Raw genomic sequence first — 24,687 nt, 5'->3', positions numbered from 1 at the left:
ACTTCAGAGTGCGTTCAGCTGAACAGCACCATGTTGTTGAACACGAAGTCCCGCACCACCGCGTAGCTCCACGTGCCGTCGGCGTTCTGCGTCGACTTCACGAAGCTGGTCAGGGTGTAGGAACGACAACCGTTCTTGCCGGTCACCGCCGTGTCGCACTCGGTGTGCCACTTGCGGCCGTCCTCCGCGGTCCATGCCCCGGTGTTGCCGAGCGGGTTGTCCGCCCACACTGCACGCGGGGAGGGCAGGTAGGTGAGGTTGTTGAACACCCAGCCGGTGGACTTCACGAACCGCCCGTCGGTGAACGCGACCTGGGTGGCCCAGATCTCGGTGGTGCAGCGCTTGGTGATCGAGTACGGCTCGCACTCGGTGTACCAGGAGCGGCCGTTGACCAGGTGGAAGCCCGGCGTGGTGTAGAGGTTCACCGGCTCCGCCGTGACCGTTGCGGTGGGCCGAGGGCCCGGCACCTTGGTCGGGGCCTGCGTGGGCCTGCCCGTGGGCTCCTCGTTCGGCTCCCCAGTCGGCTCCGCAGTGCTGCCATCGCCGACGAGCACCTCGACCGGCCCGCTCGTGGCCAGCGTCTGCCCGCTGACGACGTCGACGAGCACGGCCCGCACCGTGTGAGTGCCGGCGCCGACCAGTGCCCGCGATGCCTCGCCGACGACCGGCTCGCCACCGGGTGCGGTCCACAGGTAGCGCAACTCGACGTCGGCCCCCTCGGCGATCACCGGCAGTTCGTCGGCCGCTCCAGTGGCGGTGACGACGTCGCCTTCGGAAACCTCGGTGGCATTGACGGAGACCGTTGCGGAGAGCTCGGTGAACTCAGGGGCCTCGGTCGCATCGAAGTCCGCAGGGGCTCCAGTGGTGCTGTGCACCTGGACCAAGCGGATGTCCTGCGGTCCCATGCCTGCAGCCTTTGCGGCCACGGAGACCGCGATCTCGTTCTCGCCGTGGCTGTTGAGGAAGCCGGCGGGGATGGTGAACGAGTTCTGCGGGCCGATGTCGCCGATGTAGGTGCCGACCATCCAGCCGTTGACGTACATGTTGACCTGGGAGCCGTCGGTGCGGCCGGCATCGAACCTGCTGGACTCGATGTCCAGGCGCCAGACGGTGTCCTGGCCCTCGGGTACGTCGAGCGTCGCCGAGGTGCGGTACCAGGCCACCCCCGGGGCGTCGGCCTCGAAGGTGGAGGCGGAGGCCCAGTCGCTGGTCGGGTAACCGGGCAGGTACCAGCCGGCGCGCTCGCCGTAGAGGCCACCACGGTTGTAGAGACCGCGCACCGGGTCGGCCTCGTCCGCCTCGGTGTACTGGGCGCCGTGGATCTTCCAGGACACCGCGCCGGAGGCGGCCAGGTTGGCTTCGTAGAGTCCACGGTTCTGGCGCGAGAGCCCGTCGTCGCCCCAGTCCAGGTTGTGGCCGAGGTTGTGCACCACCACGGCCACGACGACGTCCTCTCCTGCGGTGACGGTGCCGGCCGGGGCCGGGACGGTGACGGTGCCGCCGGAGGCTGACCGGGCGCCGGCGTAGACGCCGTTGACCCAAACCTGCAGGAACGCGGGGTTCTTGCCGTGACCCGGCACTCCGGAGCCGCCGTTGCCGCGGAAGGTCAGCGTCGGGTTCGAGGTTGCGGCCTTGTAGGAGGCGCGGTACCAGACCGAGCCCTCGAAGAAGCCGTACCGGTTGGAGTCCAGCACGACGCCGCTGCTGCCCGGGCCCTGCCACCTGTTCAGCGGATCGGTGGCGTTGGCGAGCGTCCATTCGGAGTCGTCGTAGTCAATGGCGGATTCCGGGTTCTCCGTGGCCATCACCCAGTCGAGTTCGGGCTCGGCAACGGTCTCCGGTCCGGGGGCGACGCCGGAGAGCGTCGCGCCGTTCCACGTCCAGGACGTGATGCCGGCGGGCAGGGTGACGGAGAGCTCACCGTCGGCGGCCATGGAACCGGTGATGTGGGCGGTGGTGCCCTCGAAGGACACAGTGCGAGCGAGGTACGCCCCGTCCACGATCACCGAGTCGTTACCGGTGCCGGCCGCGCTCTTGCCCTCGATCTGCCACACGTCGGCGGCATGATCGCGATCCATCAGGCGCAGCACGGTGGTCTGGCCGGCATCGGTGATCGTGACGTCCACCGGCGCCCCATGGCTGTAGTTGAGACGCAGTTGGCCTTTCTCCCCGTCGTAGGTGGTGGTCACGCCCTGTGGCGCGTCGACGGTGTGGGCGGAGCCGACGGCGAGCACCGTCTCTCCCGGGTCCCCTGGGTGTCCGACGAGGGTCTGCAGCAGACCGTCGGCAGTCAGGATCGGCTCGGCGAACAGCTGGGAGGTGGTGTAGTAGACGCCCTGGTCGCCGATGTTGAAGTCGGCGGCCAGCGCGATGGCGTCGCGGCCGTGCAGGTGCAGCTTCGTGCCTTCCTGCTGCGGGATGCGGGGCCATGAGATGGCGTCGGTGGGAACCTCGGGCTCCTCGACCACCGGGGCGGTGGGGTAGACCTTGACCGCATCGATCGAGAGGAAGGCGCCGCGGGGGTCCTCGGCGCCGGGGAAGAAGTCACCGGTCCGCTCGACGCGCACCGTGTGCGTTCCGGGCTCCAGGTCCATGGCCTCGAAGATCACCTGCTGCGGGACGGCGTTGTTGGTGACCTCCTCCTCGGTGAGTCCCACCTCGACGTCGTTGATGAATACGCGGCCGGGGCCGTGGTTGCTGGAGTGGGCGGCGATCAGCTGGAAGCCGACGCCTTCGAACTCGAACTCGAACGAGGCTCCCGCCAGGTTGGAGAAGGTCTCGTCACCGTTGATGTCGCCCGCGGTCCAGGCCTGCCCGGTGGCGTAGGTCCAGTGACCGTCGCTGTAGGTGATGAAGTCGGCGTCGTCGTTGATGAGGATGCCGCCGTCGCTGCTGCCGCCCAGGACGTTCAGGGCGTCGATGGCCACCGTGGTCCCGCCGGAGGTGCTCTCGGGAGCGGCCTCGCCGGCGACGGTGATGGTGACCGTGTGCTGGCCGGGGGCCAGTCCGGAGACGGTGTGGACCACGGACTGGGTCGGGGCGTTCTGGTCCGTGTAGTACCAGGACGTGAACTCCTGCGTGGCGCCGCCATCCAACGAGATGGTGGCCATGCCGTAGTCGCTGCCCTGCGGCGCGATCACCTCCAGGCCGGTGCCGTTGAAGGTGAACGTCACTGAGTCACCCGCGTTGCCGCTCCGCGTCAGGGTGCCCTCGTAGGCGCTGACGTCATCGACCTGCTCCCAGTCACCCGCGAAGGTCAGGCTGGTGGCGCGGTCATCCGCGGAGAACTGCTGGCCCTGGGAGGCCTCACCCTCGTCGAGGACCAGCGGGATTGTGAAGCTGGTCTCGGTGGTGTTGTTGGAGTCGGCAAGGCGGGCGCCGAGGTAGCGCGCACCGTTGCCGGTGACCGAGTCGTCGAGTGCCTCGATGGCCTGGCGCTGGTAAACCTTGACCGCCGCGCCGTTGTGCTCCTGGACCGCGGGCGCCTCGACCGGATCCATCGTCAGGAGTTCGGGCAGCGCGTCCTGGAAGTAGCCGAGCTCCTTCTGCGTGGCCAGCTTCGGGGTGATGGTGCGGTCCTCATCGAGGGCCGCGCCGTAGTCGTAGGAGGTGAAGCCCGAGGCCGGGGCACCGGAGTAGCCCCAGTTCGTGCCGCCGATGATCATGTAGTAGTTGAAGGCGGTGACGCCGTTGCCGAAGTTGCCCACGCCCCATTGGCGCGTGAAGGCCGGGTCGGTGAACTCCGCACAGCGCCGTAGGTGTCGACGTCGCTGAACCGGCCGCCCATGCCCCAGTCGTTGTGGAACACGGGCACGGTGATGCCGTCGTCCACGACGTGGGTGGTCAGCGCCGTCAGGAAGTCCCTGCGCCACTGCTGGTCACCGAGGAGTTCGTTCTCGATCTGGTAGAGCAGCACGGAGCCGCCGCCGTCGGTGACCTGGTGGTCGCGGACGACGTCGTTGAACGCACTCAGCCACGCCTTGGACGGCTCCAACACGCTCGGGTCGGTGGATCGGAGCGAGCCCGCATTCTTGTTCACCATGAACCCGGGCAGGCCACCCATGGAGATCTCTGCGTTGACGTAGGGGCCGGGGCGGGCGATGACGTAGAGGCCCTCCTCGGCCGCCATCTCGAGCAGCCTGTCGATGTTGTGCGGCGCACTGAAGTCGAACTCGCCGCCCTCGACGCTCTGGTGCATCCCCCAGAAGAAGTACAGGGACACGGCGTTGTAGCCAGATGCGCGGAGCTTCTGCAGCACGTCGCGCCAGCCGTCCTCCGACGGAACGCGCCAGTGGTGGAGTTCCCCCGACCAGATCTGCAGGCGTTCGCCGTCGATCATGAAGGAGTTCTTGTCCCACGTGGCCTCGTGCGGCTGACCGTCGTTGCCGGGGAAGTTGACCTTGTTGCCCTGATGGACCTCCGGATCCACCGCTCGGGCGGTGGGGGAGGCGACGAATCCGGCGACGGCCATGGCCAGGACGGTGATGACCACCGCCAGTTGGGACAGGAGCTTCTTGTGCACGCTGGGAGCCCTTTCCTCGCGTCATTGCAGAGTTGTGACTGCGAGTCTGGCAACGGGCTCCCGATTCCGGCAAGCAGGGAGTCCGGTTCGCTCACTGCGAGTGGTCGGGCGGTGTCCTCCGGGTCAACGGCGGTGCGTGATCCTCCCGCGGAACAGCGTCAGCTCGACGGGGTCGGGGAGGCTGCGGCCGTGGTACGGGTTGTTGCGGCTGCGCGAGGCGGAGGCCGCACGGTCCACCGTCGTGCGCCGCTCCGGGTCCACGAGGACCAGGTTGGCGGGCTCCCCGACGGCCAGCGGCCGGCCCTGCCCCGCGACGCCGCCGATGCGGGCGGGTGCGATGCTCATTCGGTCGGCGATCCCGGCCCAGTCGAGCCGCTCGGCCATCGTCTCCATGACCACCGCGAGGGCCTGCTCCAGCCCGAGCATGCCGGGGCGGGCGTCGACGAACGCATGGTCCTTGTCGTGGGCCGCGTGGGGGGCGTGGTCCGTGCCGACGGTGTCGATGGTCCCGTCCGCCAGGGCTGCGCGCAGTGACTCGACGTGCTCGTCGGTGCGAAGCGGCGGGTTCACCTTGTAGGTGGTGTCGTAGCCGGCAAGCTCCGACGTCGTGAGCAACAGGTGGTGCGGGGTGACCTCGGCGGTGACGGCGATGCCGCGCGCCTTCGCCCAGCGGATCACCTCGACCCCCTCGGAGGTGGAGACGTGGCACACGTGCAGTCGGGAGCCGGTGGCCTCGGCGAGCTGCACGTCGCGCGCGATGATCACGGACTCCGCCACGGGCGGCCAGCCCGGCAGCCCCAGCCGGCCCGACAGCTCGCCCTCGTGGCAGCAGGCGCCCGGCCCGGCGAGGTTGGAGTCCTGGGCGTGCTGCGCGAGCAGGCCGCCGAAGCGGCTGACCCACTCGAACGCGCGCCGCATGATGCCGGCGTCCATCACGCACACGCCGTCGTCGGAGAAGACGTTCACGCCCGCCCGCGAGTCGTGCATCAGGCCCAGCTCGGCGAGCTCGGTGCCTGCGAGGCCCTTGGTGATCGCCCCCACCGGCACCACCTGCACCAGCCCCGCGGCTCTGCCGAGGTCGAGCACGTGCTCGGCCTTCTCGGCGGTGTCGGTGACGGGCTGGGTGTTGGCCATGGCGTGCACGCACGTGAAGCCACCCCGGGCGGCGGCGCGGGAACCCGACTCGACCGTCTCGGTGTCCTCGCGCCCCGGCTCGCGCAGGTGGGTGTGCAGGTCCACCAGTCCGGGCAGCGCCACCAGGCCGTCGGCATCGATCCGCTCCGCGCCCGACGGCGCCTCGGCCACGAGGCGGCCGTCGGCGATGTGCAGGTCGGTGCGGGAGCCGTCCGCGAGCGCGGCACCGGCAATGGTCAGGTTGGTCATGCGATCAGCTTTCTGGGGTGTTGCCCGCGAGCAGGTGGTAGAGGATGCTCATCCGCACCGCGACACCGGCCGAGACCTGGTCGAGGACCAGCGAGCCGGCGCTGTCGGCGGCGTCCGAGGAGATCTCCAGGCCGCGGTTCATCGGGCCGGGGTGTGCGATCACGGCGCCCTCCTTGAGCCTCGAGAGGCGGGCGGCGGTGAGGCCGTAGCCGGCGATGTACTCCCGCTCCGAGGGGAAGTAGCCGCCGTGCATGCGTTCGCGCTGCACCCGTAGCATCATGGCGACGTCCACCTCCGGGAGCACCTCGTCGAGGTCGTGGGTGACCTCGACGCCCCAGCTGCGCACACCGGAGGGCAGGAGCGTCGGGGGCGCCACCAGCGTGACGTGCGCGCCGAGGCGGGGCAGCAGCAGGACGTTGGAGCGGACCACCCGGGAGTGCAGCAGGTCACCGGTGATGGCCACGCGCTTGCCCTCGAGGCTGCCCATTTCGTGCTTGCGGAAGTGCCGCAGCATCGCGTGCGCATCCAGCAGGGCCTGCGTCGGGTGCTCGTGCATTCCGTCGCCCGCGTTGACCATGCTCGCCCGGACCCAGCCGGCGGCCTGGGCCACGGAGCCGGATCCGGCGTGGCGCATGATGATCGCGTCCACGCCCATCGCGTCCAGCGTGAGCAGGGTGTCCTTCATCGATTCGCCCTTGGAGGCCGAGGAGCCCTTCGCGGAGACGTTGATGGCGTCGGCGGAGAGCCACTTCGCGGCCAACTCGAACGACGAGCGCGTGCGGGTCGAGTCCTCGAAGAATAGGTTGACGACGGTGCGACCGCGCAGTGCGGGCAGCTTCTTGATCGACCGGGACTGCACGTCGTGCATCTCCTCGGCCGTGTCGAGGACCATCGCCAGTTCGGCGTCGGTCAGGTCCGAGATGCTGAGGAGGTGCTTCACGCGCGGCCTTCTGTTCGTTCGATGAGCACCTCGTCGACGCCGTCCAGCTCGGCGACGTGCACCCGAACCCGCTCCGAGCGCGAGGTCGGGAGGTCCTTGCCGACGACGTCGGCCTGGATCGGGAGTTCCCGGTGGCCGCGGTCCACCAGCACCATGAGCTGGATGCGGCGGGGCCGGCCGAGGTCGGCGATGGCGTGCAGGGCGGCCTGGACGGTGCGGCCGGAGTTCAGCACGTCATCGACGAGGACGACGACCGCGTCGTCGAGGCTGCGCGGGATCACCGTGCGGCCGACGGGCCGGGTGGGGTTGTCGCGCAGGTCGTCGCGGTACATCGTGATGTCCAGTTCCCCGACGGGGACTGACGTGCCCTCGGCATCGGCGATGGCCGCTGCCACCCGGTGCGCGAGCGGAACGCCGCGGGTGATGATGCCGAGCAGCACCACGTCGTCGGCGCCCGCGTCGAGCTCGAGCAGTTCGTGCGACATGCGCCGGATGGCGCGCGACATCTCCTCCGCGGAGAGGACCGTGGTCGGCTCGCTCATCCCGCCGGGCTCAGGCGGCGTGCTCGGGGGAGGGGGCCTGCTCGCGGCGGGCCACCTCGGTGCCTGCTGCTGGCTCCTCGCCGCGGAACCGGGCCGCAAGCTTCGGGGTCCAGGCCAGCAGCGAGACCACGACGCCGACCGCGAGCGGTGCGATCAGGATCAGGAAGAGCAGCTGGGAGTACGAGACGTCCGCCGCCTCGGGCCAGCCCGGCAGCGTTTCGAGGGGGAGCATCCAGTTCATGGGCAGCACCTTACTCGAAACGCCGGCGTCGAGTCTCCCGCGAACACCCGCCCGGACGGGTGGAGCGGGCGGCTCCGTCTCCGGTGCCGTCCGCTCCACCCACGTCCGCGCCCGGGGGTCTCAGCCGCGACTGGCCTGCTGGACCCGCAGAGTGCGGCGGGCCTCGTCGAGGCGCTCGGTGACGGAACGGCGTACCTGGTCGTGCTCCACGGTGCCGAGCCAGGCCTCGAAGTCCGCCACGAGGGCGTCATCGACGATGGTGTCGGGGAACCCGAACCGCAACACGTTGCCGATGGTGGCGTAGCCGCGCTCGCCCCAGATGCCCTCACGGCGGGCGATCTGGCCGGCGACCTCCTTGTACTTGTCCGCGTACGGCGCCAGGGCCTCCTCCTGCCCGTAGCGGTGGAAGCCCATCACGATGGAACGGTGCGTCTCATTGGGGACGTCCGGGTCCGCCGTCACCAGTCGCCAGGCCTCCGCCTTGGACTCGGCGTCGGGCATGCCGGCGCGGGCACCGGCCGCGCGCTCGGCGCCGGCGTTGGTGTTGTCCCGGGCCAGTTCGGCATCGATCTCGGCGTGGCCGGCGACGCCGCGGGCGGCGAGGGTGGACAAGATGGACCAGCGCACGGCGGTGTCGACCGCGAGACCTTGCGGCACCTCCTCGCCCTCGAGCCAGGCCTTGATGAGGTCCAGTGCCGTGGCGGACCGGGCGACGCCGATCAGGGTCTTCGCGAAGATCAGCTGCTTGTCCGAGGCCGGCTCGGCCTCCTTCAGCAGCCGCGCCAGGCCGGTGACGAGGCGGTTGTTCGCCTCGTCGCGCAACTCGGGTGCCATGAAGCGGGTGGAGCAGACCGCTGCCTGGTTGGCCACGGTGGTGACGGCCGCCATGTCCTCCTCGCTGGCGAGTCCTGCCAGGGCGAGGGAGACGAAGTCCTGCGGGGCGATCTCGGCGTCGCGCACGGAGTCCCAGAAGCAGCCCCAGGTCACAGCGCGGGCGAGCGGGTCGCGGAGGCGGTCGATGCCGGCCACCAGCGCGGCGACGGACGCGTCGTCCAGGCGGACCTTGGCGTAGGTCAGGTCGCCGTCGTTGAGGAGCACGACGTCGCCGCGCTGCACGCCGACCAGTTCGGGGACCTCCGTGGTGGCGCCCTTCACGTCGGTCTCGACGTAGTGCACCCGGCCGAGTTCGTCATCGGCCATCGAGTAGAGACCGATCCCGAGGCGGTGCGTGCGCAGCGTGGGCCATTCGGGATGGGCGCTCTGGGTGACGGCGAAGCGCGTGAAGCGGCCCTCGTCATCGACGTCGAAGTCTGCGCGCAGGGTGTTCACGCCCGCCGTCTCCAGCCATTCGCCGGAGAACCAGGACAGGTCGCGGCCGGAGGTGGCCTCGAGTTCGACGAGCAGGTCGCGCAGTTCCGTGTTGCCCCACGAGTGCTTGGCGAAGTAGGCGGCGACGCCCCTGAGGAAGTCCTCGCGGCCGACGAAGGACACCAGCAACTTCAGGACGGAGGCGCCCTTGGCGTAGGTGATGCCGTCGAAGTTCTGTTCCACCTTGTCGAGGTCGCTCATGTCGGCGGCGATCGGGTGAGTGGTGCTGAGCTGGTCCTGGAGGTAGGCCCAGGCCTTGCGCTCGTTGCTGAACGATGCCCAGGGGTTCGCCCCGCCGCCCCAGCGCCGCGAGATCTCGTCGGCGGCGAAGCTGGAGGCCCACTCGGCGAAGGACTCGTTCAGCCACAGGTCGTCCCACCAGCGCATCGTCACGAGGTCTCCGAACCACATGTGCGCCAGCTCGTGGAGGATCGTGTTGTCACGGGCCTCCATCTCGCGGGCGGTGACGCGTGAGCGGAACAGGTACTCGTCGCGGAACGTGACGCAGCCGGCGTTCTCCATGGCGCCGGCGTTGAACTCGGGCACGAAGATCTGGTCGTAGGAGTCGAAGGCGTAGGGGGTCTGGAAGGCCTCCTCGAACACCTCGAAGCCACGCTGGGTGGTGGTGTGGATGCGCTCGGCGTCCAGGTGCTGGGCCACCGACTGCCGACAGGCGATGCGCGCGGGGATCGAGCGGCCGTCGGTGGTGATCTCGGTGTCGACGAAGTGGTACTCGCCGGCCACGAGTGCGGTGATGTAGGTGGACACGCGCGGGGTGGGGGCGTGCTCCCAGCGGCCGACGCCGTCGCCGAGGTCCTCGGGGGAGATCCCGGCTGCGTTGGTGAACACGACCCAGTTGATCGGCGCGAGGACGGTCAGCTGGAAGGTCGCCTTCTGGTCGGGCTGCTCGAAGTTGGCGAACATCCGCCGCGCGTCGGCGGTCTCGAACTGCGAGTACAGGTACACCCGGCCGTCGGCCTGGTCCACGAAGCGGTGCAGGCCCTCGCCGGTGCGGGAGTAGCGGCACACCGCCTTGACGACGACGGTGTGGGCACCCTCGGCCAGTTCGGGCAGCGGCAGCCGAAAGCCGTCGAAGCCGGAGGTGTCGATGGACTCGCCGTCGACGGTGGCGGAGGTCACCTCGGCCGCGATCAGGTCCAGGTGGGTCGCCCCGCCGGTGGCGTCCAGGTCCAGCTCGGTGGTGGAGACGAACAGGCGCTCGGGGTCGTCGACCCCGGCCCCCGTGACGTCGACGGTGACCCGGTAGGCCTTTGCAGTCACCAGCTCCGAACGCTCGGCGGCATCGTCGCGTGTGATGTTTGCGGTTGGCATCTTCGATTTCCCAATCTGGTCAGTGGCGGCGGATCAAACCCTGCGATGTTAGCGGTTGCGGCAAAGAGTTGTCCGACCTCATTGTCCTACCACTGTGCCAGCATTGGTCCATGACGATGGCCACGCCGAACGCCCCGGAGCCCACTGACGAACTGCGCCAGCGGTGGACCGAACTCAACGGCATCCTCGAGGCGGCCCAGGAGGCGTACTACGGCGCCGACGCGCCCACCATGTCGGACGAGGCCTACGACGAGGCGATGCGCACGCTCCAGCAGCTCGAGGCCGAGCATCCCGAACTGGTGGCGCCCGACTCGGTCACCCAAAAGGTCGGGGCCGCGCGGATCACCGACTTCAAGCCGGTCGAGCACCGGCAGCGGATGCTCAGTCTGGACAACGTCTTCAGCGCCGAGGAACTCACCGCATGGCTGGCGCGCACCAACGCGGCGCGCTACCTGTGTGAACTCAAGATCGACGGGCTGGCCATCAACCTGCTCTACCTCGACGGTCGGCTGCGGGTCGGGGCCACCCGCGGCGATGGCCGGGTGGGTGAGGACGTGACCCCCAACGTCGAGACCGTGCGCGGCATCCCGCACCGGCTGGCCGGTGACGACTGGCCCGCGGAGCTCGAGGTGCGCGGCGAGGTGTTCTTCCCAGTGGCGGACTTCGACGAGCTGAACGCGTCCCTGGTGGCCGCCGGCAAGGCCCCCTTCGCCAACCCCCGCAACACCGCCGCCGGCTCCCTGCGGCAGAAGGATCCCGGCGTCACGGCCAGCCGCAAGCTCCGGATGATCGTGCACGGCGTCGGGGAACGGGGCGGGCTCGACGTCGGCTCGCAGAGCGAAACCTACGCCAAGCTCGCGGAGTGGGGACTGCCCGTCAGCGAGCGCTACAAGGTGGTGGACAGCGTCGAGGAGGTGGAGGCCTTCGTCGCCCACTACGGCGAGCACCGCCACGACGTCGAGCACGAGATCGACGGCATCGTGGTGAAGGTCGACGACTTCGCCGAGCAGTCGCGGATGGGCACGACGTCACGCGCGCCACGCTGGGCGATCGCCTACAAGTACCCACCGGAGGAGGTCAACACCAAGCTCCTCGACATCCGGGTGAACGTGGGCCGGACCGGCCGCGTGACCCCGTACGGCGTGATGGAGCCCGTGGTCGTCTCCGGCTCCACCGTGGAGATGGCCACCCTGCACAACGCCTTCGAGGTGGAGCGCAAGGGTGTCCTGATCGGCGACACCGTCGTGCTCCGCAAGGCCGGTGACGTGATCCCGGAGATCGTGGCCCCCGTCGTCGCCCTGCGCGACGGCAGCGAGCGGGCCTTCGTGATGCCCACGCACTGCCCAGCCTGCGGCACCGAGTTGCGCCCGGAGAAGGAGGGCGACAAGGACATCCGCTGCCCCAACTCGCGCTCCTGCCCCAGCCAGCTGCGCGAGCGGATGTTCGCGCTCGCCTCCCGCTCGGCGCTGGACATCGAGGCCCTCGGCTGGGAGGGCGCCTCCGCGCTCCTCGGGTCGGGGCTGCTCAGCGACGAGTCGGGCCTGTTCGACCTGACGGCCGAGGACCTGGTGCGGACCGACTTCTACACCCGCGCGGCCAAGAAATCCGAGCTGGAGCGGCCCGAGGAACTGCCCGGCGGCATCCGAGACGGTCGGGTGCTCTCCAGCGTGGGGGAGAAGCTGCTGGCGAACCTGCAGGAGGCGAAGTCGCAGCCCCTGTGGCGGGTGCTGGTGGCTCTGTCCATTCGGCACGTCGGCCCGACGGCGGCCCGCTCGCTGGCCACCCGGTTCGTCTCGATCGACGCGATCCGGGCGGCGTCGGTGGACGAGCTCGCCTCGGCCGACGGCGTCGGCCAGGTCATCGCCGAGTCCGTCGTGGAGTGGTTCAAGGTGGACTGGCACCAGGAGATCGTCGCGGAATGGGCGGACTCCGGCGTGCGGATGGCCGACGACGTGGACGACTCCGCGCCCCGCACCCTCGAGGGCCTGACCGTCGTGGTGACCGGGAGCCTCGAGGGGTTCAGCCGGGACGAGGCGAAGGAGGCGATCCTCGCGCGCGGCGGCAAGGCGTCGGGGTCGGTCAGCAGGAAGACCGACTTCGTCGTCGTCGGCGAGAACGCGGGCAGCAAGGCGGACAAGGCCGAGCAGTTGGGCCGCCCAATCCTCGACGAGGACGGCTTCCGCCGCCTGCTCGCCGGAGGGCCCGACGCCTTGCGGGGCGCCGAGCCGTCGGCCTGAGGCCTAGAAGATCGAGGCCGCGACGGGGGGCTGCGCCTTCCCGAACAGGCGGCTGACCTTCGCCAGTCCCTCTTGGCTGCCCTCGGCGTGACCTGCCGCGGCCAGCCCGGCCGCGTCCTGGATGCCCGAGTACAGGGGGGAGAGCCCCTCCATGGAGAGCACGGCGTCAGGATCGGCGTCGGTGCGCGTGACCGTCGCGCGGCCACCGCTGACCTGGACCCGGTAGGTGCCGGTGCACCAGTCCAGCGTGTCGGTCACGGCCAGGACGGCCTCGCCGTCGACGTCGTAGGCCCGACTGGACAGGGCGCGCTCGACGTCGAGGATCCGGATCCAGATGGTGTCGAACTCCTTGATGGTCTGCACCACGCGGGAGTCCACCATCGCCCACGGCAGCGGGTGTCGTGGGTCGTGGCAGCGCGGCCACACCACCTTCTCGTGGCCCTCCGCCTGCCCGATCAACCGGAGCAGTTCGATCTCGGCCCGGGAGGTGAGGCCCAGCAGGTCGATGATCTGGATGTGGTCCTCCATGACCTCGAACACCATCGTCGCGTCAGGGGTGCCGTCCTCGGCGAAGTGGACCGCTGCCCGCTCGTCGCGCGGCTTCTGGGTGGACCAGTCGAACTTCGATCCCCAGTAGTGGGCGGCGCGACCCACCGACAAGAACTGCGAGGCATGGAACTTCTCGAACAGCTCGCGGCGCAGCCCGGTGATACTCGCAGCCTCCGCGAACACTGCGCGCCCAGTGGGCTCGGTGCGCAGTTGGAAGCGGGATCCGGTGTTGATCTCGATGCGACGCGCGGTGGCGGTCACGCCGAACCCGAACCGGCCGTAGATGCGGGCGTCCGTGGCGGTCAGGACGGCGAACACGTCCCCGCGCTCGCGCGCCTCGGTTAGATCGGTGGTCATCAGTCGGTTCATCAGGCCGCGTCGACGGTGGCTGGCCTGCACCGTCACGTCGGTGATGAAGTTGGTGGGCGCCAACTCGGTGCCGGTGTTGATGGTGCCGTCCCACGACGCGAAGGTGGCCACGGGATGGTCCTTGAGGCCGAACGGGCGTTCCTCCTCGGACATGATGCGGCGCAGGCGGGTTCCGTCGGCAAGCAGGTAGGAGTGCCAAACCTCGAGCCCCTTCTCGGTGGGAGGGGACTCGAAGAAGCCGTCGCGCATCGACTCGGCGTAGGTGCGCAGCTCCGGGGTTAGTTCAGTGGTCACGGGAATGGTCTGGACCTCAGGCATGCCTTCGAGCCTAACGGTGCCGGGCGCGTGCGCCGGGCGGTGTTCAGTGGAATAGATTGGGCCCATGCGAGTTCACATTGCCACTGACCATGCTGCGTTCGAGCTGAAGAACTACCTCGTCGCACGGCTCACCGAGGCGGGACACGAGGTCGTGGACCACGGCGCCGAGACCTATGAGCCCCTCGACGACTACCCGGAACTGGTCATCCCCGCCGCGGAGGCGGTTTCAGCCGAGAGCGGAATCGGAATCGTGCTCGGCGGCTCCGGCAACGGCGAGCAGATGGCCGCCAACAAGGTCAAGGGCATCCGCGCCGCACTGGCCTACAACCCCGAACTGGCGCGCCTGGCCCGCGAGCACAACGACGCCAACATCGTCTCTCTCGGCGGGCGGATGCAGTCGCACGAGGAGGCGTGGGAGATCGTCGACACGTTCCTCAACACCCCGTTCTCCGGCGACGAGCGCCACGCGCGCCGCGTCGAGCAGATGCGGGCCTACGAGAACCAGGGCTGATCCGCGCGCGGGTTCGGGCCTGCCCCGGGCCCGCGCGGCCGCTGCTGCGCTACCGGCCGACGGTGGACTCCCGCACCTCCAGTGACCAGTCGACGTTGACGTCCTCGACGTCGACGGGCGTGCGTTCGATCAGGCCCTGGAGCAGCCTCAGCACCTCGCCGACGAGTTGCTCCATGTCCGGGCGCACGGTGGTCAGGCGGGGCGTCGAGTAGCGGCCCTCGGCGATGTCGTCGAAGCCCGCGACGGCGACGTCCTCGGGTACCCGCACCCCCGCGTCGGCGCAGGCGCGCATCGCGCCGATGGCCAGCAGGTCGTTGAAGCAGAACACCGCATCGGGAGGTTCGGGCAGCGCGAGCAGCTGCTCCATCGCCGCATAGCCGGCAGAACGCTCGTAGTTGGGGACGCCCACGATCAGCGTCTCGTCGTTGGGCAGCCCGGCCTCCTCTAGCGCGGCGAGGTGGCCGTCGAGGCGCACCGAGGCCGTGCCCTGCGCGGACTCGCGCCCGATGGCGGCGATGCGTCGCCTGCCCAGGCCGACGAGGTGCTGGGTCACAGCCCGGGCAGCTGACACGGAGTCGACCGCGACGTGGTTGTAGCCCGACGGTACCGCCCGCTCACCCAACAGCACCATGGGGACGGTGTCCTGACGCGCGGCGATCTCCTCGGCCGTCAGCGTCAGCGGGGAGAACACCACGGCGTCGATCATGTGCGACTGCACCCCGGACAGCACGAGCCGCTCCGCCTCGATGTCGGCGTTGGTGATGTCCAGCAGCGGGATGAACCCCTTGGCCACCGCGGCGCTGGAGAACATGCTCGCCAGCTCCGAGAAGTAGGGGGAGTCGAGGTGGGGCAGCGCGAGGGCCAGGAAACCGCTGCGGCCGTACTTGAGCTGCCGGGCTGAGAGGTTGGGACGGTAGCCGAGCTCCGCGATGGCCCGGGTCACCTTCTCGCGCGTGGAGGCCTTGACGTGTTGGTAGTTGTTGATGACGTTCGAGGCCGTCTTCAGGGACACTCCCGCTCGTTCCGCCACGTCCCGCAGTCGCACAGCCATGCGGCTGATCGTATCGAAGCGGTAACGATGCGAGACGATTTTCGGGAACCCTCTGGACACGGAATGTCAACCGTTGTAAAGATTGGGCATCGCTAGTTTTACTTCCGTTGTAAATCGGTTGGCAAGGTCGCCGCCCGAACCGAGGAGTCAATGTGGCATCAGCTTCGATCCGTCTCGACCCGGCCTTCGTGGTGGGCGACGTCAACCCCCGGTTGTTCGGCACCTTCGTCGAGCACATGGGCAGGTGCGTGTACACGGGCATCTTCGAGCCGGACCACCCCACCGCCGACGAGCACGGCTTCCGCGGCGACGTGGCCGAGCTGGTGCGCGAACTGGGCGCGACGGTGGCCAGGTACCCCGGCGGGAACTTCGTCTCCGGCTACAACTGGGAGGACGGCGTCGGCCCGGCCGAGGAACGGCCCCGGCGGCTGGACATGGCATGGCGCTCCATCGAGACCAACCAGTTCGGCACGCACGAGTTCCTCGACTGGTGTGAACGCGAGGACATCGAGCCGATGCTGGCGGTCAACCTCGGAACGAGGGGGCTCGCGGAGGCGATCGAGTACCTCCAGTACGTGCTGGGGGACGCAGATCTCGAGCTCACCCGCCGTCGGGCCGCGAACGGCCGCGGCGAGCCGTGGGACGTGCGCCTGTGGTGCCTCGGCAACGAGATGGACGGGCCGTGGCAGATGGGGCACAAGGAACCGCACGAGTACGCCAGGTTGGCTCAGGAGGTGGCCAACGCCTTCCGCAGGCTCGACCCCGGGCTGGAGCTGGTGGCCTGCGGTTCCTCCAACCGGCAGATCGAGACCTTCGGCACCTGGGAGCGGGTCACGCTGGAGGCGTCGTTCGACAAGGTCGACCACATCTCCGCCCACGCCTACTACGAGCCCGTCGACGGGGACCTCACCTCGTTCCTGGCCTGCGCCGAGGACATGGACCGCTTCATCCGAGAGGTGGTGGCGACGGCCGACCACGTCGCCGCGGTGAAGGGCTCGGACAAGCGCATCGGTGTCAGCTTCGACGAGTGGAACGTCTGGTACCAGTCCAGGTTCGGCGGGGAGACATCGCTGCCGATCCAGGAGGCGCCGCGCATCATCGAGGACGTCTACTCCACGCTCGACGCCGTCGTCGTCGGCTCCCTGCTCATCACGCTGCTGCGCCACACAGACCGGGTGGCAGTTGCCTGCCAGGCCCAACTCGCGAACGTGATCGGGCCCATCATGACCGAACCCGGCGGGCGGGCATGGCGGCAGACCATCTTCCACCCGTTCGCGCTGACCGCGCGCCACGCCAAGGGGAGGGTGCTGCAACTGGCGGTGGACTCGCCGCGGATCGAGACCGAGCGCCACGGTTCCGTGGAGCAGGTCTGGGCCACCGCCACACATGACCCGGCCACGGGGGCCGTCACGGTACTCCTGGCCAACCGGTCCCTGGACGAGGACATCGAGGTCGCGGTCGACCTGTCCGGTCTCGGGGACCCAGCCCTGGTGGAACACCTCCAGGTCCACACCGACAACGCGTCCGAGGTCAACACCGCTGATGACCCCGACCGCGTCCGTCCCCACGCGGGAACCTCCCGCATCGAGGACGGGATCCTCACCATCGCAGCGCCGGCAGTCTCCTGGCACTGCGTCCGACTCACCGAAGGGAAGCAAGATGCGTAACATCTCTCGCCGCGGATTCCTCGGCAGTTCACTTGCAGTCGGTACCGCCGCCGGCCTCACGGCCTGCGGGGGTCAGAGCATGCAGCAGGACCCCGTGGACACCAGCGCTCCGCAGACCACCTCCACCGGCGACGGTGGCTCGGCCGGCTACGACGGCCCGAACGTCGAGCTCCAGTTCTGGAACGGCTTCACCGGCGGTGACGGTGCGTTCATGAAGACCCTCGTGGACCAGTTCAATGAGGAGAACGCCAACATCGCCGTGTCCGTGCGGACCCTGCAGTGGGCCGACTACTACGACACCCTCCCCACCGCGGTGCAGGCCGGGCGTGGTCCCGACATCGGCGTCATGCACGTCGACTCCGTGGCGACCAACGCCGCCCGCGAGATCATCCAGCCGCTGGACGACGTCGCCTCGGCCCTCGAACTCACCGCGGACGACTTCGCGCCCGTCCCCTGGGAGGCGGGTCTCTACCAGGACGTCCGCTACTCGATCCCGCTGGACGTCCACCCGCTCGGCTTCTTCTACAACAAGACGGTCATGGAACAGGCCGGGCTGGACCCGGAGAACCCGCCCATGGACCTCGACTCCTACATGGACGCGTTGGACAAGCTGAAGAGCGCCGGCATCCAGGGCCACTGGACCTCGCCGTTCCCGTTCACCGGCGGCCTCACCATGCAGTCGCTGCTGTGGCAGTTCGGTGGGGACCTGTTCAACGCCGACGCCACCGAGGCCGTCTGGGCCGAGGCCCCGGGCGTCGAGGCGTTCACCTGGTGGCAGAACCTCGCCAAGGACGGGCACTCGCCGCAGGAGGTGGCACAGGACGCCGACTTCATCGCGCTGCAGAACGGCCAGACGGCGTTCAACTGGAACGGCATCTGGTCCATCAACACCCTCAAGGAGAAGACCGACCTGGAGTGGGGCGTCAAGCGGCTGCCCAACATCGGCGGTACCCCCGCTGCGTGGGCGGGCTCCCACCAGTTCGTGCTGCCGGTGCGGCCGAGCCCCGACGAGGACAAGGACCAGGCCTCGCGGGTGTTCCTGAACTGGATCTCCGAGCAGTCCCTCGAGTGGGCCAAGGGCGGCCAGGTGCCCGCCCGCAACTCCGTGCGAGAGTCCGCCGAGTTCCAGGAGCTCACCGACCAGGCCGAGCTCGCGGGCCAGATCGACGACCTCCACTTCCTGCCGGCCGTCCCCGGCATCGGGGACGCGATGGTGGAGTGGGACAAGGCGCTCAACGAGATCACCCTCGCGGGCAAGGACGTCGCCGCCACCCTCGACCAGTCGGTGGAGCGTGCCAACAAGATCCTCGAGGACAACGCCAAGCGGTACGGCTGATGACGACCACCGCCACCCAGGTCACGGGGGGTGGGGGAGCGGAGCCGGCTGCCGTGCCGGGGCGGGGGCCCAGCGGCCCCCGCCGCCCGGGGCGCGGCATCCGGGGCTCGGCCTGGACGCCGCTCGCGTTCCTCGCGCCCTACCTCGTCCTGTTCACCATGTTCATCGTCATCCCGGCCTTCTACGGCATCTGGATGAGCCTGCACGCCTGGGACTTCGTCATGCCCGCCAAGCCGTGGGTGGGGCTGGGGAACTACTCCCAACTGTTCGACCCGGCGTCGCTGCAGTTCGAGCCGTTCTGGAACGGCATGCTCGCCACCGGCACCTTCACCCTGTGGAGCGTCCCGCTGCTGATCGTGGCGCCGCTCGGGCTCGCGCTGCTGCTGCACCGCAACTTCCCCGGACGGACGTTCTTCAGGGCGGTGTTCTTCGCCCCGTACGTGCTGGGCGTGGCCGTCATCGGCCTGATGTGGCAATACCTCCTCAACGGCAACTTCGGGCTGGTCAACCACCTGCTCGGCACCGACATCCAGTGGACCACCACACAGCCGTGGGCATGGATCGCGCTGGTCGGTGTGACGGTGTGGTGGACCCTCGGTTTCAACGCCATCATCTACCTCGCGGGCCTCGGCGACATCCCCCAGGAACAGTACGAGGCCGCCTCCCTCGACGGGGCCTCGGCCTGGCAGAAGTTCTGGTACGTCACACTGCCGGGCCTGCGGCCGGTGCTGATCTTCATCATCATCACCACGACGCTGGCGAGCGCGAACATGTTCGGCCAGTCCTACCTGATCACCGACGGCGGGCCCACCGAGAGCACCCGCACGGCGATCATGGTGATCACCGCAACCGGCTTCTCGCAGAACCGGCCCGGCGAGGCCGCGGCGATGAGCTACATCCTCGCCCTCTTCCTGGCCGTGGTCTCCGTGGTCAACTTCTGGCTGATGCGGGACAAGGACCTCGCGCGTGAGGAGAAGCTGCGCCGTCGTGCCAGCAGGAACTCCGAAGGGACGGTCCGATGAGCAGGGCTACTCGCAACCCGTTCTTCTGGATCCTGATGGTGGCGCTGTCGCTGCTGTTCATCGGGCCGATCCTGTTCGTCCTCCTGACCTCGCTCAAGCCGATGATCGAGGCCCAGTCCGTGCCCCCCACGATCGTCCCCGAGACCTGGACGCTGCGCGCCTACGAGCAGCTGTTCTTCATCGACGACGCGTCGCCCGTACTGCGCTGGTTCCTCAACTCGCTGGCCGCCGCCACCATGCACGCGATCCTGGTGGTGACGGTCTGTTCGCTCGCCGGGTACGCCCTGGCCCGGATGCAGTTCCGGGGCAAGAACGTGGTGTTCGCCATCATCATCTCCACCATGCTGGTGCCAGGGTTCGTGTTCCTGATCCCGAACTTCGAGATGCTCAACCGGCTGGCCTGGCTCGACAGCCTCGCGGCGATCGTCGTGCCGGGCGCGGCCGGGGCGTTCGGCGTGTTCTTCATGCGCCAGTTCTTCCTGAAGCTGCCCATCGAGTTCGAGGAGAGTGCCCGCATCGACGGTGCGGGTCCGCTTCGCACGTTCGTCTCGGTGGTGCTCCCCAACACCAGGGCGGCGCTGGTGACGCTGTTCATCATCAGTTTCCTGGCCAACTGGAACGACTTCATCTGGCCGATCTACGTCTTGTTCAGTGACTCGAACCTGACACTGCCGGTGGGGCTCAGCAGACTGCAGGGCGCCTACACGATCGACTACCCCGTGGTGATGGCCGGAGCCATGGTGGCAGCCATCCCGGTGCTGTTCATCTACGCGTTCGTCCAGCGCTACATCATCGCCGGGGTCGCCAGCTCCGGCCTGAAGGGATGAGCCGCATGCGGGCACGCACCACCCCCACCGCGCTGCTGCTGGCCGGCCTCCTGGTCTCCGGCTGCGGCGCCACGCAGGAATCCACGCCCGAGGAGACACCGACAGTGACGGCACCGAACGAGCAGACCCCCTCCGCCCCCGCCTCCGCGCCGGCGGAGGGGGACGGGTTCTCCAACCCCGTGTACCCCTACAACTTCCCGGACCCGCAGATCATCGCCGACGAGGCCGGGGGCTACCTGGCCATCGCCACCAACGGCAACGGCTACAACGTCCAGACGCTGCACAGCGACGACATGGTCAACTGGAGCGAGGGCGACGACGCGCTGCCGACGCTCGCATCGTGGTCCTTCCCGGGCAAGGTCTGGGCGCCCGAGATCGTCCGCTGGAGCGACGGCACCTACCGCCTCTACTACACCACCCGTTCCCCGGACCCGGAGTGGCAGTGCATCTCCGTCGCCGTCTCCGACACCCTCGCCGGCCCCTACACGGACTCGAGCACGGAACCGCTGGTCTGCGAGCTGGACGAGGGCGGATCCATCGACCAGTCGCCGTTCATCGCCTCCGACGGCACGGCCTGGCTGTACTGGAAGAACGACGGCAACGCCAAGGGGGTCGACACGTGGATCCGCGTGCAGCAGCTCACCGACGACGGTCTCGGGGTCACCGGTGAGGTCACCGACCTGATGCAACAGGACCTGCCCTGGGAGGGGGACATCGTCGAGGGTGCCGTCGTCGTCGAGGTGGACGGGACGTTCCACATGTTCTACTCCGGCAACGGCTACTGGACCGACAGGTACGCCGTCGGCCACGCCACCGCGCCGAGCCCCACCGGACCGTTCACCAAGTCGGGCGAGCCGATCCTGGTCACCAACGAGGTGGCCGCGGGACCGGGGCACAACCACATGATCGAGGTGGACGGGCAGTGGTGGATGGTCTACCACGCCTGGGAGCCCGGTTTCATCGGGAACGACGCGATCGGTCGGCAGATGTGGCTTTCCGCCGTCGAGTTCGACGGGGACTCGGTCACGGTCCAGGAGCCGATGCTTGAGAACCCGCTGCACCCCTGAGCCGCCCCGTGGCGGGCGTTGCGCAGCGCTAGGATCCGGGCATGCCCGAAGGTCACGTCATCCACCGCCTCGCATCCGCCCTAACGGAGTCCTTCGGTGGTGACCCCGTGCAGGTGACCTCGCCGCAGGGCCGGTTCGCCTTCGAGGCGGAGCGCCTGGACGGATCGGTCCTGACCGGGGCCGAGGCGGTCGGAAAGCACCTGTTCATCTCCTTCGACGTGCCCGAGCCGGCGCTGGTCCACATCCACCTGGGCCTGATCGGCAAGCTGTTCATCGGGCCGGGCGAGCCGTCGAAGGGGCAGGTCCGCCTGCGCATCACCGACGGCCGGACGACGGCCCACCTGCACGGCCCCCAGTGGTGCCGGGCCATCACGCGGGCGGAGCGCGACGCCGTCGTGGCGGCCAGCGGGCCGGACCCGCTGCGCGCCGACTCCGATCCGGAGGTGGGCTACCAGCGCCTGAAGCGCTCGGGCAAGTCGATCGCCGCGCTGCTGATGGACCAGAAGATCGCCGCGGGCGTGGGCAACATCTTCCGGGCGGAGGTGCTGTTTCGGCACCGGCTCTCACCGAACACGCCGGGCAAGGACGTCGACCGCCACACGTGGCAGGTCATCTACGACGACCTCGTGGGGCTGATGCACACCGCCGTCGGTGCCGGCCGCATCGACACGGTCGTCGACGAGCACGGCCCCGACGCGCAGGGCAGGCTCCCGCGCGTCGACCGGCACGGCGGCGAGGTCTACGTGTACCGCCGGGCCGGGGACCCCTGCCTGGTCTGCGGCAGGCCGGTACGCACCGCGATGCTGGAGGGTCGCAACATGTACTGGTGCGGCAACTGCCAGCGCCGCCGCCGCGCGGCGTAGCGTTCTGGCACCAGGGGTTCTGGGACCACAGCGCCGCCCCGGCTCGGTGAGCTACCGTAAACAAAACTGCTGGACGCGGGAGTGTGTTGTGACGGGATCCAAGCCGGGCGTGCCCAGTCTGCTGCGGGAGCTCAACGACTCCGCGGCACTGAAACACATCATGTTGGTCGGAGGAGTGACCCGGTCCGAACTGGCCGCGCACACCGGCCTCTCGCGAGTGACCAGCTCCCAGGCACTCGCGCGGCTCGAGGCGCTGGGCCTCATCAGCAGCGGCGGCAGGCGCCCCGGCGCACGCGGCCCGGCGGCCGAGCTCTACGTGCTGGCCCCCGGGGTGGGATGCGCCGTCGGGGTGGCCCTGTACGCCAGCGAGGTTCGAGCCGAGCTGGCCGACCTCACCGGTGAGGTGCGCGCTGTCGTCGTGTTCCCGCTCGACGACGCCCCGGCCGCGGCCTGCGCGGCGGCCGTCCGCGCAGTCCTTGCGGAGGCCGGTGAGGAGGTGGGGCCCCTGCTGGAGGTCACTGTCGCCACCCCCGGGGTCATCGACCCGGCCACCGGCAACCTGGCCTTCGCCCACGACCTCGCCACCGACACCGACCTGCGCGGGGACCTCACCAAGGCCCTCGGCGTGCCCGTCTCCCTCGGCAACGACGTCCACCTCGCCGCGCTCGCAGAACGCCGCGCGGGGGTGGCTGCGGGGGAGCACGACTTCGTGCTCCTTTGGGTCGGGCGAGGCATCGGGATGGCGAGCGTCATCGACGGCGTGGTGCGGGTGGGCAGCAGCGGTGCGGCCGGTGAGATCGGCTACCTGCCGGTGCCCGGGGTGCCGCTGCCCGACCGCGTGGACAATCTCGAGCAAGGTTCCTTCCAGCGCGTCGTCGGCGCATCCGCCGTCCAGGAGTTGGCCAAGGAGCACGGCCTCTCGATGGCCGATCCCGACGCCGTGGCCGCGAGCCTCGCGTTCGTGGCGGAGCTGGGCCGTCGCATCGGGCTGGGCGTGGCCGCTATCGGAACCATCCAGGACCCCTCGCTGTTCGTCCTGACCGGGGAGACGGTCTTTGCCGCGGGGCCGCTGCTGCCGGCGGCGGTGGCCGACGCCGTCTCGCGCATCGCCCCCGTGCACCCGCGCGTCGAACTGGCGGCGCTCGCGCTGGAGGGCCCGGTGCGAGGGGCGGTGCTGCACGCGGTCGAGGAGGCCCGCGAGGTGCTCATGCAGCGGCTCAGGTAACGATTCGACCAAAGCGAGTGGCGGGGTTTCGTGAACTCCCGCGTGGCGCCGCTGCGCTAGGGTTGCCCGGGCCCACGAGGGCCGACGGACAACAGGGAGCCTGAGTGAGCGAACCGGACCGTTCCCGGACGAGACTGGCCCTCGGCGCGCTCGCGCTCGGCGGTTTCGGTGTGGGCGCGACGGAGTTCGTCGCCATGGGCGTCCTGCCGCAGATCGCCCAGGACCTGTTGCCGCAGCTGTGGGCGACCTCACCGGAGGACGCCATCGCGCGGGCCGGCGTCGTGATCACCGCCTACGCGCTGGGGGTGGTCCTGGGCGCCGCCACCATCGCCGCAGCCACCGCGAAACTGCCGCGCCGCAGCCTCGTGATCGCGTTCGCGGTGGCGTTCACCGTCGGGTCGATCCTGTCCGCGATGGCACCCACGTTCGAACTCGTGGTGATCGCGCGGTTCCTCGCCGGACTCCCGCACGGGGCGTACTTCGGGATCGCCTCCCTGATCGCCGCCGACCTGATGGGTCCCGGCAAGCGCGGCCAGGGTGTCGCTCTCGTGATGTCCGGCCTGACCATCGCCAACGTCGTCGGCGTGCCCGCCATCACGGTGGTGGGACAACAGTTCGGCTGGCGCGCCTCCTACTACATCGTCGCGGCCGTCTTCGCCCTCGCCACCGCTGCAATCGCGCTCACCGTGCCGCGGCAACCGGGCAACCCCAGGGCCACGATCCGGGCCGAACTGAGCGCCTTCCGCCAACCCCAGGTCTGGCTCGCGCTCGCCGTCGGGTCCGTCGGTCTGGGCGGGTTCTTCGCCGTCTACTCCTACGTCGCCCCGATGGTCACGGAGGTGGCGGGTCTCGGGCAGGGCTGGGTGTCGCTGGCACTGGTGTGCATCGGATCCGGAATGACGGTGGGGAACCTCGTCGGTGGTCGGCTCGCCGACTCGGGGGCCCTGCGCGCCATCACCGTCCTGCTGCCCGTGATCGCAGCCTGGCTGGTGCTGCTGTGGGCGGTCGCCGAGCAGCCCTTCCTGCTGTTCGCGTGCCTGTTCGGCTTCGGGGCCGTCACCTCGGCGCTCGTGCCTTCCATCCAGACCCGACTGATGGATGTCGCCGGTCGCGCCCAGACCCTGGCCGCAGCGCTGAACCACGCCGCCCTCAACGTCGGCAACGCCCTCGGCGCGGCGCTGGGTGGCGCCGTGATCGCCGCCCAGTTCGGATACCTGGCACCGGCCTGGGTGGGGGTGGGGCTGGCAGTCCTCGGACTCCTGGTGGCGCTCGTCAGCAGGGCCCTGGAGCGGCGGGGGAACCCGGCGGACGGCTGAG

Annotated in this window: 19 protein-coding genes; 10 read left to right on the top strand and 9 right to left on the bottom strand. The window is 69.5% G+C overall.

The features are described 5' to 3' along the window. Window positions 1-14 precede the first annotated feature (14 nt). From FOJ82_RS02050 to pepN, 7 genes are all read right to left on the bottom strand, one after another. The gene (locus FOJ82_RS02050) at window positions 15-3,707 is read right to left on the bottom strand and encodes a beta galactosidase jelly roll domain-containing protein (RefSeq protein WP_143936777.1); all 3,693 of its coding nucleotides are present in this window, start codon (window positions 3,705-3,707) and stop codon (window positions 15-17) included. Further along, window positions 3,662-4,522 (bottom strand): beta-galactosidase, encoded by an 861-nt coding sequence (locus FOJ82_RS02045; protein WP_246099707.1) that lies wholly within the window; start codon window positions 4,520-4,522, stop codon window positions 3,662-3,664. Before FOJ82_RS02045 ends, FOJ82_RS02050 begins: the two co-directional genes overlap by 46 nt. A 123-nt stretch (window positions 4,523-4,645) precedes the next feature. Continuing rightward, a complete protein-coding gene (locus tag FOJ82_RS02040) occupies window positions 4,646-5,905 on the bottom strand; it encodes a dihydroorotase (RefSeq protein ID WP_143936776.1) in 1,260 nt (419 codons plus the stop codon). 4 nt (window positions 5,906-5,909) lie between these two features. Next, window positions 5,910-6,845, bottom strand: coding sequence for an aspartate carbamoyltransferase catalytic subunit (locus tag FOJ82_RS02035; protein WP_143936775.1), 936 nt, complete (start codon window positions 6,843-6,845; stop codon window positions 5,910-5,912). Continuing rightward, window positions 6,842-7,387 carry a bifunctional pyr operon transcriptional regulator/uracil phosphoribosyltransferase PyrR gene (gene pyrR / locus FOJ82_RS02030; RefSeq protein ID WP_143936774.1) on the bottom strand — a complete coding sequence of 182 codons (546 nt, stop codon included), beginning with the start codon at window positions 7,385-7,387 and terminating at the stop codon, window positions 6,842-6,844. Before pyrR ends, FOJ82_RS02035 begins: the two co-directional genes overlap by 4 nt. Before the next feature lie 10 nt (window positions 7,388-7,397). Then, entirely contained in the window at window positions 7,398-7,628 is a 231-nt protein-coding gene (locus FOJ82_RS02025) for a hypothetical protein (RefSeq protein WP_143936773.1), read from the bottom strand. A gap of 120 nt (window positions 7,629-7,748) precedes the next feature. Further along, window positions 7,749-10,328, bottom strand: coding sequence for an aminopeptidase N (gene pepN / locus FOJ82_RS02020; protein ID WP_143936772.1), 2,580 nt, complete (start codon window positions 10,326-10,328; stop codon window positions 7,749-7,751). Between the two features lie 110 nt (window positions 10,329-10,438). Here pepN and ligA point away from each other — a divergent pair, with 110 nt between their 5' ends. Next, window positions 10,439-12,565, top strand: coding sequence for an NAD-dependent DNA ligase LigA (ligA, locus tag FOJ82_RS02015; RefSeq protein ID WP_246099705.1), 2,127 nt, complete (start codon window positions 10,439-10,441; stop codon window positions 12,563-12,565). 3 nt (window positions 12,566-12,568) lie between these two features. Here ligA and FOJ82_RS02010 read toward each other — a convergent pair whose 3' ends face one another. Then, window positions 12,569-13,801, bottom strand: a complete 1,233-nt coding sequence (locus FOJ82_RS02010; RefSeq protein WP_185975580.1) for a GNAT family N-acetyltransferase — start codon at window positions 13,799-13,801, stop codon at window positions 12,569-12,571. Between the two features lie 64 nt (window positions 13,802-13,865). On the opposite strand from FOJ82_RS02010, the gene FOJ82_RS02005 reads away from it, so the two are divergent. Beyond that, window positions 13,866-14,312: a ribose-5-phosphate isomerase gene (locus FOJ82_RS02005; protein WP_143936770.1), complete on the top strand. Its 447-nt coding sequence runs from the start codon at window positions 13,866-13,868 to the stop codon at window positions 14,310-14,312. A gap of 49 nt (window positions 14,313-14,361) precedes the next feature. On the opposite strand, the gene FOJ82_RS02000 is transcribed toward FOJ82_RS02005, so the two are convergent. After that, window positions 14,362-15,363 (bottom strand): LacI family DNA-binding transcriptional regulator, encoded by a 1,002-nt coding sequence (locus FOJ82_RS02000; RefSeq protein ID WP_143936769.1) that lies wholly within the window; start codon window positions 15,361-15,363, stop codon window positions 14,362-14,364. A 152-nt stretch (window positions 15,364-15,515) separates the two neighbouring features. Between FOJ82_RS02000 and arfA the strand changes: the two genes are divergently transcribed. The 8 genes from arfA to FOJ82_RS01960 all read left to right on the top strand — a co-directional run bounded on the left by arfA (window position 15,516) and on the right by FOJ82_RS01960 (window position 24,686). Continuing rightward, entirely contained in the window at window positions 15,516-17,030 is a 1,515-nt protein-coding gene (gene arfA, locus FOJ82_RS01995) for an arabinosylfuranosidase ArfA (protein ID WP_143936768.1), read from the top strand. Further along, on the top strand, window positions 17,023-18,366 hold the full coding sequence (locus FOJ82_RS01990) for an ABC transporter substrate-binding protein (protein ID WP_143936767.1): 1,344 nt from the start codon (window positions 17,023-17,025) through the stop codon (window positions 18,364-18,366). The genes arfA and FOJ82_RS01990 overlap by 8 nt, the downstream gene beginning before the upstream one ends. After that, a complete protein-coding gene (locus FOJ82_RS01985; RefSeq protein WP_143936766.1) occupies window positions 18,366-19,388 on the top strand; it encodes a carbohydrate ABC transporter permease in 1,023 nt (340 codons plus the stop codon). Before FOJ82_RS01990 ends, FOJ82_RS01985 begins: the two co-directional genes overlap by 1 nt. Continuing rightward, window positions 19,385-20,215 carry a carbohydrate ABC transporter permease gene (locus FOJ82_RS01980; protein ID WP_143936765.1) on the top strand — a complete coding sequence of 277 codons (831 nt, stop codon included), beginning with the start codon at window positions 19,385-19,387 and terminating at the stop codon, window positions 20,213-20,215. Before FOJ82_RS01985 ends, FOJ82_RS01980 begins: the two co-directional genes overlap by 4 nt. Window positions 20,216-20,220: 5 nt before the next feature. Beyond that, a complete protein-coding gene (locus tag FOJ82_RS01975; protein ID WP_221932994.1) occupies window positions 20,221-21,282 on the top strand; it encodes a glycoside hydrolase family 43 protein in 1,062 nt (353 codons plus the stop codon). A 41-nt stretch (window positions 21,283-21,323) separates the two neighbouring features. Continuing rightward, window positions 21,324-22,145 carry an Fpg/Nei family DNA glycosylase gene (locus FOJ82_RS01970; RefSeq protein WP_143936763.1) on the top strand — a complete coding sequence of 274 codons (822 nt, stop codon included), beginning with the start codon at window positions 21,324-21,326 and terminating at the stop codon, window positions 22,143-22,145. A gap of 88 nt (window positions 22,146-22,233) precedes the next feature. Continuing rightward, complete coding sequence (locus FOJ82_RS01965; protein WP_143936762.1) at window positions 22,234-23,370, top strand: ROK family transcriptional regulator; 1,137 nt, start codon at window positions 22,234-22,236, stop codon at window positions 23,368-23,370. A gap of 104 nt (window positions 23,371-23,474) precedes the next feature. Beyond that, window positions 23,475-24,686 carry an MFS transporter gene (locus FOJ82_RS01960; protein WP_246099703.1) on the top strand — a complete coding sequence of 404 codons (1,212 nt, stop codon included), beginning with the start codon at window positions 23,475-23,477 and terminating at the stop codon, window positions 24,684-24,686. Window position 24,687: the final 1 nt, after the last annotated feature.

The organism is Tessaracoccus rhinocerotis, from assembly GCF_007197885.1.
Lineage (GTDB): Bacteria > Actinomycetota > Actinomycetes > Propionibacteriales > Propionibacteriaceae > Arachnia > Arachnia rhinocerotis.
The sequence above is the reverse complement of the archived record's forward strand: the minus strand, read 5'-3'. Positions and strand labels throughout refer to the sequence as shown.

Bases quoted from the DNA above. Each gene is read 5' to 3' on its own strand.
- pyrR (WP_143936774.1), bottom strand. From the start codon at position 7,387: ATGAGCGAGCCGACCACGGTCCTCTCCGCGGAGGAGATGTCGCGCGCC.
- FOJ82_RS02000 (WP_143936769.1), bottom strand. From the start codon at position 15,363: ATGGCTGTGCGACTGCGGGACGTGGCGGAACGAGCGGGAGTGTCCCTG.
- FOJ82_RS02005 (WP_143936770.1), top strand. From the start codon at position 13,866: ATGCGAGTTCACATTGCCACTGACCATGCTGCGTTCGAGCTGAAGAAC.
- FOJ82_RS01990 (WP_143936767.1), top strand. From the start codon at position 17,023: ATGCGTAACATCTCTCGCCGCGGATTCCTCGGCAGTTCACTTGCAGTC.
- FOJ82_RS01980 (WP_143936765.1), top strand. From the start codon at position 19,385: ATGAGCAGGGCTACTCGCAACCCGTTCTTCTGGATCCTGATGGTGGCG.
- FOJ82_RS02010 (WP_185975580.1), bottom strand. From the start codon at position 13,801: ATGCCTGAGGTCCAGACCATTCCCGTGACCACTGAACTAACCCCGGAG.
- pepN (WP_143936772.1), bottom strand. From the start codon at position 10,328: ATGCCAACCGCAAACATCACACGCGACGATGCCGCCGAGCGTTCGGAG.
- FOJ82_RS01985 (WP_143936766.1), top strand. From the start codon at position 18,366: ATGACGACCACCGCCACCCAGGTCACGGGGGGTGGGGGAGCGGAGCCG.
- ligA (WP_246099705.1), top strand. From the start codon at position 10,439: ATGACGATGGCCACGCCGAACGCCCCGGAGCCCACTGACGAACTGCGC.
- FOJ82_RS01970 (WP_143936763.1), top strand. From the start codon at position 21,324: ATGCCCGAAGGTCACGTCATCCACCGCCTCGCATCCGCCCTAACGGAG.
- FOJ82_RS01975 (WP_221932994.1), top strand. From the start codon at position 20,221: ATGCGGGCACGCACCACCCCCACCGCGCTGCTGCTGGCCGGCCTCCTG.
- FOJ82_RS02040 (WP_143936776.1), bottom strand. From the start codon at position 5,905: ATGACCAACCTGACCATTGCCGGTGCCGCGCTCGCGGACGGCTCCCGC.
- FOJ82_RS02025 (WP_143936773.1), bottom strand. From the start codon at position 7,628: ATGAACTGGATGCTCCCCCTCGAAACGCTGCCGGGCTGGCCCGAGGCG.